Origin of the sequence: Cytobacillus sp. NCCP-133 (assembly GCF_026011715.1) — a bacterium.
GTDB lineage: Bacteria > Bacillota > Bacilli > Bacillales > Cytobacillaceae > Cytobacillus.
The window spans coordinates 1-12000 of sequence record NZ_BRVM01000022.1 but is presented as its reverse complement, the minus strand read 5'-3'; the positions used below and the strand labels follow the sequence as shown (position 1 = coordinate 12000).

The 12000-nt window shown below is 40.5% G+C and carries 13 protein-coding genes; 2 read left to right on the top strand and 11 right to left on the bottom strand.

Annotated elements, in window-relative coordinates; all coding sequences use genetic code 11:
- Positions 1 to 78: 78 nt before the first annotated feature.
- Positions 79 to 2043 carry a methionine--tRNA ligase gene (gene metG / locus NCCP133_RS18645; protein WP_264806774.1) on the bottom strand — a complete coding sequence of 655 codons (1965 nt, stop codon included), beginning with the start codon at positions 2041 to 2043 and terminating at the stop codon, positions 79 to 81.
- A gap of 917 nt (positions 2044 to 2960) precedes the next feature.
- Between metG and NCCP133_RS18640 the strand changes: the two genes are divergently transcribed.
- Positions 2961 to 3245 carry an AbrB/MazE/SpoVT family DNA-binding domain-containing protein gene (locus tag NCCP133_RS18640; protein WP_144546004.1) on the top strand — a complete coding sequence of 95 codons (285 nt, stop codon included), beginning with the start codon at positions 2961 to 2963 and terminating at the stop codon, positions 3243 to 3245.
- Between the two features lie 96 nt (positions 3246 to 3341).
- Here NCCP133_RS18640 and rsmI read toward each other — a convergent pair whose 3' ends face one another.
- The 10 genes from rsmI to NCCP133_RS18590 all read right to left on the bottom strand — a co-directional run bounded on the left by rsmI (position 3342) and on the right by NCCP133_RS18590 (position 11342).
- The gene (rsmI, locus tag NCCP133_RS18635; RefSeq protein WP_264806773.1) at positions 3342 to 4217 is read right to left on the bottom strand and encodes a 16S rRNA (cytidine(1402)-2'-O)-methyltransferase; all 876 of its coding nucleotides are present in this window, start codon (positions 4215 to 4217) and stop codon (positions 3342 to 3344) included.
- A 195-nt stretch (positions 4218 to 4412) separates the two neighbouring features.
- A complete protein-coding gene (locus NCCP133_RS18630) occupies positions 4413 to 4676 on the bottom strand; it encodes a GIY-YIG nuclease family protein (protein ID WP_264806772.1) in 264 nt (87 codons plus the stop codon).
- Positions 4666 to 5403: a tRNA1(Val) (adenine(37)-N6)-methyltransferase gene (locus NCCP133_RS18625; RefSeq protein ID WP_264806771.1), complete on the bottom strand. Its 738-nt coding sequence runs from the start codon at positions 5401 to 5403 to the stop codon at positions 4666 to 4668. The genes NCCP133_RS18630 and NCCP133_RS18625 overlap by 11 nt, the downstream gene beginning before the upstream one ends.
- 111 nt (positions 5404 to 5514) lie before the next feature.
- On the bottom strand, positions 5515 to 5889 hold the full coding sequence (gene yabA / locus NCCP133_RS18620) for a DNA replication initiation control protein YabA (protein ID WP_264806770.1): 375 nt from the start codon (positions 5887 to 5889) through the stop codon (positions 5515 to 5517).
- 12 nt (positions 5890 to 5901) lie between these two features.
- A complete protein-coding gene (locus tag NCCP133_RS18615) occupies positions 5902 to 6729 on the bottom strand; it encodes a PSP1 domain-containing protein (protein ID WP_264806769.1) in 828 nt (275 codons plus the stop codon).
- Complete coding sequence (gene holB / locus NCCP133_RS18610) at positions 6722 to 7729, bottom strand: DNA polymerase III subunit delta' (RefSeq protein WP_264806768.1); 1008 nt, start codon at positions 7727 to 7729, stop codon at positions 6722 to 6724. Before holB ends, NCCP133_RS18615 begins: the two co-directional genes overlap by 8 nt.
- 13 nt (positions 7730 to 7742) lie before the next feature.
- A complete protein-coding gene (locus NCCP133_RS18605) occupies positions 7743 to 8183 on the bottom strand; it encodes a YaaR family protein (protein WP_264806767.1) in 441 nt (146 codons plus the stop codon).
- A gap of 46 nt (positions 8184 to 8229) precedes the next feature.
- Positions 8230 to 8559, bottom strand: coding sequence for a cyclic-di-AMP receptor (locus tag NCCP133_RS18600; RefSeq protein WP_264806766.1), 330 nt, complete (start codon positions 8557 to 8559; stop codon positions 8230 to 8232).
- 688 nt (positions 8560 to 9247) lie between these two features.
- The gene (gene tmk, locus NCCP133_RS18595; protein ID WP_264806765.1) at positions 9248 to 9886 is read right to left on the bottom strand and encodes a dTMP kinase; all 639 of its coding nucleotides are present in this window, start codon (positions 9884 to 9886) and stop codon (positions 9248 to 9250) included.
- A gap of 25 nt (positions 9887 to 9911) precedes the next feature.
- Positions 9912 to 11342, bottom strand: a complete 1431-nt coding sequence (locus NCCP133_RS18590; RefSeq protein WP_264806764.1) for an aminotransferase class I/II-fold pyridoxal phosphate-dependent enzyme — start codon at positions 11340 to 11342, stop codon at positions 9912 to 9914.
- Between the two features lie 268 nt (positions 11343 to 11610).
- Here NCCP133_RS18590 and NCCP133_RS18585 point away from each other — a divergent pair, with 268 nt between their 5' ends.
- Positions 11611 to 11814 carry a sigma factor G inhibitor Gin gene (locus NCCP133_RS18585; protein WP_264806763.1) on the top strand — a complete coding sequence of 68 codons (204 nt, stop codon included), beginning with the start codon at positions 11611 to 11613 and terminating at the stop codon, positions 11812 to 11814.
- Positions 11815 to 12000: the final 186 nt, after the last annotated feature.

The following is a 12000-nucleotide window of genomic DNA, read 5'->3' as shown; positions in this document are numbered from 1 at the left end:
TAAGAAAAACATAGAAATGCTTACGATGAACGCTTAACACTTCTATGTTTTTAATTTTAATCATGTTAATGAATAATATTATTTAACCCTTGCTCCTACTGGAAGAGATTCTGCAATTGTAGCAAGCGAAAGTTCGCCGTCTTTCCCTCCTGCTAAAATCATTCCTTCTGATAGCTCTCCGCGAAGCTTGACAGGCTTCAAGTTCGTTACACAAATTACTTTTCTGCCCACCAATTCTTCCGGCTTATAAAATTTAGCAATTCCGGAAACAACCTGGCGTTTCTCATAGCCAAGATCCAGCTGCAATTTAAGAAGCTTATCAGCTTTTTTCACTGGTTCTGCCTGTATCACCTGTGCGACCCTTAAGTCGACCTTCATGAAGTCATCAATCGTGATTTCTTCACTGTCCGGTTTTTCCTCAGCTTTTTCTTCAGGCTTCGTTTCTTCTTTAGGAGCCGAACCCTGCATTTTTGTTTTAATGAATTCCACTTCTTCCTTAATGTCCAGGCGCGGGAAAATAGGATTCCCTTTTAAGACCTTTGTGCCCTCAGGAATTAAGCCGAAAGATTCAAGACTTTCCCATGATGTTAGTGCTTCTTTATTTACATTTAGCTGATTGAAAATCTCATTTGGTGTACGTGTCAAGAAAGGCTGCAGGAGCACGGCAATTCTGCGCAGAGATTCTGCTAAATGCACCATTACACTAGCAAGTTTTTCTCTATTTTCTTCTTCCTTTGCAAGAGCCCAAGGCTGAGTTTCATCAATATATTTATTAGTTCTGCTTACAAGCTGCCAAACTGAAGATAGGGCAACTGAGAACTCCATTTTTTCCATTGCTTCTTCGTACTTGGAAACTGTATCACAGTTCATTTGCAGAAGCTGCTGGTCGAACTCTCCTTCAGAGCCTTTATAAGTTGGGATTACACCGTCAAAGTATTTATTTACCATCGCAATCGTGCGGTTTAACAGATTTCCTAAATCGTTTGCAAGGTCAAAGTTGATTCTTTCGACAAAGCCTTCAGGTGTGAACACGCCGTCTGCCCCGAAAGGAACTTCACGAAGTAAATAGTAGCGCAGTGCGTCCAGTCCATAGCGGTCAATTAATGTAACCGGATCAACTACATTCCCTTTCGATTTTGACATTTTGCCGTCTTTCATTAATAGCCATCCATGTGCAAATACTTTTTTCGGAAGCGGCAGATCCAAAGCCATCAGCATGATCGGCCAATATATCGTATGGAATCGGACAATTTCCTTACCTACCAGGTGAACATCCGCAGGCCAATAGTTCAGATACTTGGAATCATCATCGGTGCCGTAGCCAAGCGCTGTAATATAATTGGATAAAGCATCAATCCATACATAAACAACATGCTTAGGGTTATTTGGAACTTTCACACCCCAGTCAAATGTTGTGCGGGATACAGCTAAATCCTCAAGCCCTGGCTTAATAAAGTTATTGATCATTTCGTTTTTCCGCGATTCCGGCTGGATGAATGACGGGTTTTCTTCATAGTATTGCAAAAGTCTGTCAGCATATTTGCTGACCTTGAAGAAATAAGATTCTTCTTTTACTTTGTGAACCGGCCGTCCACAATCAGGACAATTTCCTTCTGATAACTGCCGCTCTGTATAATAAGACTCACAAGGAGTACAGTACCAGCCCTCATATTCTCCAAGATAGATATCTCCCTGTTCAACAAGCTGGGCAAAGATTTTTTCTACAATCTGTTTATGTCTGTCTTGAGTCGTACGGATAAAGTCATCGTAGGAAATATCAAGCTTCTTCCATAGTTCCTGGATTCCTGCCACAATTTCATCTACATATTGCTGTGGTGTAACACCTTTTTCTTCTGCCTTTTCCTGAATTTTTTGCCCATGTTCATCCGTTCCAGTTAAGTACATAACATCAAACCCGCGCATACGCTTATACCGCGCCATCGCATCGCCTGCTACCGTTGTATAGGCATGCCCTATATGTAAATTTCCGCTAGGATAATAAATTGGAGTGGTCAAATAAAAAGTTTTTAATTTTTCCTCCACAAGATTCCCTCCCTAATTGGTTAAAGCTTTAAATACATATCTATATGCATTTAAGCCTATTATTGACTCATTTTAATTAATGGCTCTTTTTGTATAGATTGTTGTTTTTGGACTATAAAGCTTGCCCATTGATTTCCGCTCCAGTCACTTACTTTCCGCGGGGAGGAACGGAAGCCTCCTCGGCGTTTCACGCCTGTGGGGTCTCCCGCACCCTCTCTTCCCGCAGGACATTGAATAAGCTTCCTCAAATGAACACCGCACGAAGGAAATGCGTCAGCATTTTCGAGGATCAAGTGCCTTCCTCTCCAATCAACTCAGTTAGTTAAATTAGTTTGTAAGCAACACCCTTTGCGAAAACAACCTAATTAATTTCAGCAACTATTAAAAAATCCCGCCCAATTTGGACGAGAGTGAAAATCAGAAAATCGTGCCGTTTTTGGGCCAGCTATATCCGTGTTTTCGAGAAGTTATATTTATCATCATAACCTCTTATACCATCAAAATATACCTAAAAACTTGAAATTGTGCAACCAATAGACAGCAGGAAGCTGGACTCGGAATAAATATTTTAACAAAAATCGCTTCTTTGTCCCTATAAAAGGAAAGGAACACTCGAATATTATTATATGAATAAAAAAGATTTTGTAGAATATTGTCGAAATGTCGAAACAAGTCATGTTTTCCTAACCAGTAAAAATATACGCCCCGATTCTCTTTAATAATTATAAATATTCTATAATCCCTCTATACCAATACTTCATCTAATATCCTAAATTTACTATTTGAATTAAAAATAAAGTAATTGACGTATATGGGAATGGCTGGTATTATGTAATTAATAAAGATTTTGTCGAATAATGACGAAACAACATAGATAGAGAAAAATATTATTGGAGATTTGAGAGGAGAATTTTATTATGAAATCCACAGGTATTGTTCGTAAAGTTGATGAGCTTGGCCGCGTTGTTATTCCTATTGAATTAAGACGTACATTAGGAATTGCAGAAAAGGATGCTTTGGAGATCTACGTTGATGATGAAAGAATCATTCTTAAAAAGTACAAGCCTAATATGACATGCCAGGTTACTGGGGAAGTTTCGGATGAAAATATCTCTTTAGCCAACGGAAAGCTAATCCTTAGCCGTGACGGTGCAGAACAGTTATTAAAAGAAATCCAGAACACATTTGAATTAGTAAAATAATGAATAAAAGCTTCTCACAATTGTGAGAAGCTTTTTTATCGCAATCTAACGCGAGGATAAAGCCTCCCTGCGGATTGGGATTGAAGTTTCACTTTATCACTCAATATGATAGGCATGATATACATCCCGCTTGTTTAATCCCCGATCTTTTGCTGTTTGCTTAATGGATTCTTTGCTTGACAATCCTTTTTCTTCTATATAATGCTTGACATGTTCCTCTACTGAAAGTTCTTCCCACCAGGTTTCTTTTTCTTCCTGCACTTCTTCGGAGGTCCCTTCAATAATAATGCAGAATTCCCCTCTAACCTCACCGCTTGCAGTCCACTCCACTGCTTCAGTAACGGTTCCTCTAATAAATTCCTCATATCTCTTCGTTAATTCCCGGCATAAAGCGATTTTTCTATTGCCCATCAAGTTATCAATTAATAAAAGTGTTTCCTTGAGTCGATGTGGTGCTTCATATAGGATGATAGTTGCTGATTGCTTCGCCAGGTTTTCGAGCTCCTGTTTTTTTATCTTCTTCTGTCTGTTCAAAAACCCATAAAAGTAAAAAGGCTGTGTATGAATTCCGGATGCAATCAGTCCAGTTAAGGCCGCGTTCGCACCAGGAAGCGGCACCACTGTCAGCATTTGTTCAACTGCTTCTGTTACAAGGTCATAACCCGGATCCGAAATGGCGGGCATTCCTGCATCACTGACTAGCGCAATCTTTGCTCCAGATGCCACTTTCTCCAGAAGCTTTGGCCCGCTTGTCTCCTTATTATGTTCATGATAACTGATAATAGGCGTTGAAATGTCAAAATGATTGCAAAGCTTTTTCGTATTGCGTGTGTCCTCAGCTGCGATAAAATCAGCTTCCTTTAAAATTCTTATAGCCCGAAAACTCATATCTTCAAGATTTCCAATCGGAGTCGGAACTAAATATAGAATTCCTTTTGTTTCTTCATGTTCAAAGCTTTTTTGCTGCCACATATGTACCCACCCGTCTCTCACACGAAAAGCGCAGAGCACCATCAATAAACCGCAGATTAAAAGACTAAAAGACCGCCACATCCAAAAGCAAATGCTTTTACTTCGTGCGATAAATAGGCTGTCGAAGCCTTTCTCATCCTGCAGGCCATTAGACCTCGAGCCGATGGCGCCCGGAGCTAAACCGTTCTCAAATTTTTAAAAGAAAATATGATGCTGTCTTAAAAACTCATCCTTCTTTTTCCGGGACCATTGCTTAAATTCATACTCCGCCCTCATGGCTTCACCCTTATCGGCAAATTCTTTGGAGAACACCAGTTCAACTGGCCCTCTTCCTCTTGTATACTTAGCCCCTTTCCCTTCATTATGAACCTTTACCCTTTTTTCAAGATCATTTGTATAGCCCGCATATAAACTGCCATCCCTGCAATGAAGGACATAAAAATAATGGCTATTCTCCATATAAAATCTCTCTCATTTCAGGTGTGTATTCATTTCCATTATATATAAATAAGGGAGGCAATATTTTCAGATCAGGATTTCCATTCTTAACTCCTTCAATCAGCAGGGTATTCGCTTCTTTCCCAGCCTTAGGATATACAAACTGTACCTTTTTAGGCTCAAGTTTATATTTGCGCATCAAAGTAACAATATCAAGGAATCTGCCAGGACGATGCACAAATGCAACTTTGCCCCCCTGTCTAGAAAGCTGGCTTGAAGCTTTTATGGCATCTTCCAGAGTACATAAAATCTCATGGCGGGCAATTGCTAAATGTTCATTTTCATTGATTTCGTCGCGGGATGGCGTTGGAAAATACGGCGGATTGCAAGTCACGACATCAAATTTACCGTATCCAAGAACCCTGGGCATTTCCTTTATATCTCCGTGGATCATCTGAATACGTTCCTGAAGCTTATTGTATTCGATGCTCCTTACAGCCATATCATGCAAGCGTTCCTGAATTTCAACCCCTGTTATTTTTCCTTTTGTTCTCGCACTTAAGAATAATGGAATGACCCCGTTTCCGCTGCACAAATCAATGAGATTTCCTTTTTGAATCGGCACATATACAAAGCGCGCCAGCAAAACAGCATCCAATGAAAAAGAAAAAACAGCCGGACTTTGGATAATTCGCATATCTTCAGCCAGCAAATAATCCAGCCGTTCCCCTTCTTTTAAAAAGTCCATTCTTGATCCTCCATGCTTTTCTGTTCTTTACTGTATTGTTTTCTAAAAAAAGCAAGTTAAGCCCCTTTCATATGGAAAAATAGCCTTCCTTTAGACAGGAAGGCTAAAACTTTACTTCTTATTCAGGAAAGACAAGCAAAACAGGCAATCCCCTTCTTTTCTAGGGCTGCCGAAGTGGAGATTGCAAATGTGAAAACCTTCTTGATAAAGGCGGGCCAAATTATCATAGCCCTCTCCAATATCAATCGCCTTATCTTCATCCGCACCACCAGCAGGCTGTGCTGCTTTTTTCTTTTTAACAGATGTACTTTCCTTTTCAGTAGATATGTCTAAACGGCGTCTTAAATGCTCATTTTCCAGCTTTAAAGAGTTATTCTCTTCAAGTATTTCTGCCAAATGCTGCTTTAACTCACCAAGCTGCTGATATAACTCTCCAATTTGGGTTTCCATATTACTTACTGAGTCAAAGATTTCTTTTTTATCCACGCCTTCCACCTCTTAATCTGTGGACTGAACTGATACAGCACCTTGTTTTAAAATTTCGTCGAGAGTATATTCGAGGACACGCTCCTGTTCTTTCACATCGACCTGCAGAACACGCTCCAATATATTTAAGCCTACCACTTTTCCTGGGCCATCAGGGGTCTCAATCCATTCCCCAAGGTCCGGCAGCTGTTCCTTAGCTGCTTCGTACTCATCATTTTCATACTTCAGGCAGCACATTAAACGCCCGCATAAACCGGATATTTTCGTTGGATTTAACGAAAGATTCTGGTCTTTTGCCATCTTAATAGATACAGGGTCAAAGTCACCCAGGAATGTAGAGCAGCATAGCATCCTTCCGCATGGTCCGATTCCGCCCAGCATTTTTGCTTCATCCCTCACACCTATCTGGCGAAGTTCAATCCTCGTCCGGAAAATGGCTGCCAGGTCTTTGACTAGTTCGCGGAAATCGACGCGCCCATCAGCTGTAAAGTAAAAAATAACTTTATTACGATCAAATGTATATTCAACATCAACAAGCTTCATATCAAGCTGGTGTGTATTGACCTTCTCACAGCAAACCTCATATGCTTCTTTAGCGGCCTGCTTGTTCTCCTCGACAATCATGCGATCCTTTTGATCTGCAATACGAAGAACCTTTTTTAATGGCAGGACAACATCATGTTCATCCACCTGCTTCGGGGCGATTACTACCTTTCCGTACTCTACGCCTCGAACAGTTTCGACAATGACAAAGTCATCCTTTTGTATTGCGAGATCTCCGGGATCAAAATAATATATCTTGCCCGCTTTTTTAAAGCGCACTCCTACTACATCATACAAAGGAAGATCCCTCCTGCAATTTTAACACAAGCTGTTCCATCAACAGCTGCGGATTCATATTTGCCTGTAATTTTCTTTTTGCTTCCAAAACAGCCGTCATCTGTTCAGTAAGACGCTTTGCAGAAGATTGCAGTGCATACTGCTCTAAACGGTTCTTCTCGTTTAGATGGACAACCTGGTTTTGTTTTCCGAGCTGTATATATAGTAAATCTTTAAAAATAAGAAGTAATAAATCTAATCCTCGATCAATCTGCTCTTTCTCTTTAAAGTGCAAGAACCAATCCTCCTGAAGGGCAACCATGGCCTCAAGCGGATCCCTCTTAACCACTTCATATAATTTTAACACTATTTTTTGCGCTTGTACAAACCAATCATCAGAACTATATTCCAATGCCTCATCCAAATGATTGGTAATTTGTGCAAGTAATGGTGCAAGAGCGGGATCTACTCCATTATTCTTTAATTGCTCAATCATTTCCGCTGTTGATAAAGGTTTAAAAGAAATCATCTGACAACGGGATAGAATAGTAGAAAGCATCTGCTGAGATTGTTCCGTAATTAAAATGGCCATTGTCTCTGAATGGGGTTCTTCCAGAAACTTCAGTAAGCTATTGGCTGCATTCACTGTCATCCGGTCTGCATGCACAATTACATAAAGCTTTTTTTTTGATTCTACACCTGTCTTTGAAAACTCTTCCTGAAGGCTCTGAATCTGATTCTTTTTAATCGAAAGACCATCCGGCTCTAGGATATGGACATCCGGATGATTGCCGCTGTTAATCCGTTTACAGTTTGAACATGTTTCACATGGAACATACCCTTCGAGAGGATCCATGCAAAATTTGCTTTTTGCCAGCAGCATGCTCGCTTCCCGCTTTCCGGTCCCTTTCATCCCTTCAAATAAATAAGCGTGGGCCAGCCGATCCTTTACTATGCTATTTTTAAACATCTTCAATACAACAGGCTGTATAGACTCCAGCTGTTCCCACGTTTTACCCACAAACATCACTCACTTACGTATATAAATTTATTAATAGACCCTTTATTTCTCCAACCTTACCAAGTATATCAATAGGTATTTCTTCTTTTTTCATTAGTTCATCTGCCAGCTCGGAAAGCTTTTCGTCAATTGTTTCGACTACCTTTAGCGATCGGCTCTGTCCAAATTGATTCCAGCTATGTGATTGCTTAAGCTCCATGCCGAAATCAACGGCTTCCTTCACAAAACGCTTAACCAGCGTTTTAAACTTGGCCAAATCCTTAAAAGTCCGTGAACGGGAAAGGCGTTCACCGGCTGCATCTATATCCTTTAAAAGCCCCTTGAGCTGTGAAGCCTGCATTTTCTGATCCTGCTTTTGCACCATTTCATAAAATTTAGCGCCGTTCGCCGCTGATTGCTTTTGATCTTGGCGAACGTTTTCCATTTTGAGCCGAAGATCCTGGTTGATTTTCATGCATTATCCTCCGCAAAGGGACATTCGTCCCGATAAAGTTTTCCAATTAAAAGTGATGGAACTGTTCGACAGGCAATACAAAAACGGTTGCACCGCCCACTTCTACTTCTACCGGATATGGCACATAGGAATCAGCATTCCCTCCCATTGGCGATACAGGTGCAACAAGCTGGTCTCTAGCCCGGCAGTTTTCTTTAATAATCTGCAGAGCGCGCTCCACTCGAATATCTTCTGTCCCAATCATGAAGGTTGTATTTCCGGATTTCAAAAAGCCGCCAGTACTCGCTAACTTTGTTGCACGAAAATTATTATCCACCAAGGCATTCATAAGTTTATTGCTATCCTGATCCTGTATAACTGCCAGGATTAATCTCATAAATCCATCCCCTTTATAGTTTTTTATCCGTTGTTTCTTACCTTTATTATATCAATTATTTTATGCTCAAGCAGAAATTAAGGGAATACATCGGCGATTATTTTAAATAATGATAACTATATTCTCTCAATGATTGTTATACCTATCTTCCATATTTCATTTATTTTCAACTCTTATTAAGAAAAGCACAAGGCGACTTGCCCACGAAGGAACGCAGACTAAGAGCGCCACGTCCTGTGGCAACGTCTGCATGACCCCCATCCTGGGGGCCACAAGCACAAGATGAGCCTCACGGAAAGGCGTCCTTTGCCTTTTTGGAGGATTGCACGGAATGTGGAGGCGACTGTCCAGGGACGACAGGCATAAGACGATTTCTGTAAGAAGGCGTATTTCCTTCTGGAAGGAATCGGCTTATGACCCCGAGTCCCTAGGAGCCGCAACTAGACAAACCGAAATGTGGAGGCGACTGTCCAGGGACGACAGGCATAAGACGATTTCTGCAAGAAGGCGTATTTCCTTCTGGAAGGAATCGGCTTATGACCCCGAGTCCCTAGGAGCCGCAACTAGACAAGCTTGTAACCTCGAGGGGGTAGGCGCCTGGAGATAGACAGTTCTCTAAGTTCAAAAGGATATTCATTCTGATATTATAAAAAAACCTTAAAGACTTAAACTCTTTAAGGCGCCTTCTTTATATTTTTCCGTTCAGAATTTCTTTCAGTTTCCTTTCCGCCTGCTGATAGACTTCCTCAATTGGCTTGGAAGCATCTATCCTAAAAATTCGTTCAGGGTAAAGTTCCATTAATTTAAAATATCCTTTACGTACTTGATGGTGGAAATTCAAATTTTCCAGGTCAAGACGATTTACTTCCCGTCCCTTATGCTGGTTAATTCTCTCTAATCCCTCCTCTGGCTGAATATCAAAGTATAATGTTAGTTCAGGCATCATTCCCTCTATTGCAAAGCTATTAATAGAGAAAACCTCCTCCATGCCTAACCCCCTTGCATAACCTTGATAGGCTAAAGAGCTATCTATAAATCGGTCGCACAATATCAAATATCCTTTCTCAAGCGCGGGCATTACCCTCTCAACCAGGTGCTGTCTTCTGGCTGCGGCATACAAAAGAGCTTCTGTTCTGGGGTCCATTTTAGTATTATTTGTATCGAGTATAACACCTCTTATTTGTTCTGCAATCCCGATTCCACCAGGCTCCCTTGTCTGCAGGACTTGATGCCCTTCCTCCGCCAGTCTGTTTGCCAGCATGTTGATAATTGTCGTTTTACCGGCACCTTCAGGCCCTTCAACAGTAATAAACATTCCAGTATTCATGTTGCTTCCTCCAACTGTTCAATAGTTATTCGTAAATCTTAATGGTCCCATTTTTTAAATGTTCCCCGTTTTGAAACCGTGCACCCGCTTCTATGAGAGCTCTTATGTTATATATATCTTCACTTTGAATTCGTTCCCCCGGAAACAATAGCGGAATCCCAGGAGGGTAAGGAATCACCTGCTGAGCGCATATTTTGCCTGCCGAGTCTTGAAGGAATACTGTTTTAATCGCAAGGCCCTCTTGTTCCTTTTGATTTAACGTAAGTTCTGCAACAGGCTTTTTTGAGAAGATGATCATCTTTTTAGGGTCTTCTTTGTGAATATAGGGTCTTAATCCTTCTTTTAAAGATTTGACAACGCGTTCAACAGAATAGTCCATATCTGCTTTTAGCAGGGGAAAAACAAGTAAAACATTATAGGGATCCGCCATTTCTGCATAGATATGATGCTTCTCCAATATTTGCATCAGTTCAAATCCGCTAAGAAAAGTTGTCGATTGGATTGTAATTTTCAAAGGATCTCCGATATTGTTTTCATATGGGAGTACTTTAATGCCCTTTACCATGGATAATGCATTCCTAAAGCATTCAATCTTTTGAGACAGCAATGATGCATCTTCCTTTGAAAACGAAGCCAAATAAGCTCTGGCCACATCAAGTGAGACCATAATTGGATATGAGGGGCTGCTTGATTGGAGAATCCCCAAGTAGCTTTTTACCTTTTCTTCATTAATAAGTTTGCTATTAAAATGCAAATATGCCCCCATTGTCATAGCAGGCAATGTCTTGTGAGCTGATTGTACAACTATATCTGCTTGGAGTTGAACAGCAGAAGGAGGAAAATAATCACTTTTTATCAAATGCGCCCCATGCGCTTCATCTACCAATACAGGTATCCCTTGTTGATGGGCATATTTGATGATTCCTTCCAAATCGGAAACCATTCCATAATAATTGGGATGAGTTATAATCAAGGCTTTCGCATTCGGATATTGTCTAATCGCTTCTCGAGCCGTTTCCACTGCCACTCCACCAGCCACACCCCATTCTAAATTATAATCAGGAGCTAAAAAAACGGGTCTGGCCTTAGCTAATAAAATGCCATTAAGAATCGATTTATGGCAATTTCTTTGCACTAAAACGATGTCATTCTCTCCAACAGCTGCCATAATCATCGCAAGATTCCCTACTGTTGAACCATTTATCAGCAGGTAACTGTTAGAAGCTTTATACAAGGCTGCCAGCAGCTTTTGAGCCTCCATAATTGCTCCCTCAGGAGCGTGCAAATCATCTAGACCGCTAAGTTCTGTAGCATCCAATTTTAATATGTCTTTAAAGGAATGATCCCTCCCATTCAGAAGTTTCCCGTACTTATGTCCTGGAACATGAAAGGATAACGGATGATGAGAAGTATGCTTTTTTAATAGCTCTAATAAAGGAGTCTTTTCCTGATTCATTTCTTCACCAAATTTAATTGAATTTCCTTAGATTCTTATCCTATTTTAACAAACAGGATAGTTCCATGAAAGAGCCTTACCGGCAATAAGGCCAGTCCTAATTATTTTTAAGCTATTTATAAAAGAAAAACAAGATAGACATACACCCAAATACGTTTTTCATCATACAATATTAATCAACTAACCTCAAAAATCCGCCAATGAATATTCTAAAAATTGTATACAATATGTTATAACTGGGCAGAATAAGTGTATGGAGGTGGAGTAATTGGGTTCGCTAGTAGCAAAAAAGCATACAGGAGAAGAATGTGTCATTTGCGAGCAGACTAAAACAAGGGGAATACATCTATACACTTCTTTTATCTGCACAGATTGTGAAAATGATTTGATAAAGACAGATACAAGTAATCCCAAATATAATTATTATTTAAAAAAGTTAAAGAAAATAACTATGCCTGAAATTTTTTCTTAAGGCTCTGTTAAACTTGCCTGTTGATTTCCGCTCCTGGCACTTGCTTTCCGCGGGCGGTCCGGGAGCCTCCTCGGCGCTCTGTGCCTGCGGGGTCACTCTTTGATCCGCACTCCCGCAGGAATCTCGCACCTGCCGCCCCAGTCAACAGGGTGTCTAATTCAAATTCTACCATAAGCTTTATCAAAG

Coding starts and splice junctions, on each gene's coding strand:
- NCCP133_RS18625 (WP_264806771.1), bottom strand. CDS start 5,403: ATGGACTTTTTAAAAGAAGGGGAACGGCTGGATTATTTGCTGGCTGAA.
- tmk (WP_264806765.1), bottom strand. CDS start 9,886: ATGAATACTGGAATGTTTATTACTGTTGAAGGGCCTGAAGGTGCCGGT.
- NCCP133_RS18630 (WP_264806772.1), bottom strand. CDS start 4,676: ATGGAGAATAGCCATTATTTTTATGTCCTTCATTGCAGGGATGGCAGT.
- NCCP133_RS18605 (WP_264806767.1), bottom strand. CDS start 8,183: ATGAAAATCAACCAGGATCTTCGGCTCAAAATGGAAAACGTTCGCCAA.
- NCCP133_RS18600 (WP_264806766.1), bottom strand. CDS start 8,559: ATGAGATTAATCCTGGCAGTTATACAGGATCAGGATAGCAATAAACTT.
- NCCP133_RS18590 (WP_264806764.1), bottom strand. CDS start 11,342: ATGAATCAGGAAAAGACTCCTTTATTAGAGCTATTAAAAAAGCATACT.
- rsmI (WP_264806773.1), bottom strand. CDS start 4,217: ATGTGGCAGCAAAAAAGCTTTGAACATGAAGAAACAAAAGGAATTCTA.
- NCCP133_RS18640 (WP_144546004.1), top strand. CDS start 2,961: ATGAAATCCACAGGTATTGTTCGTAAAGTTGATGAGCTTGGCCGCGTT.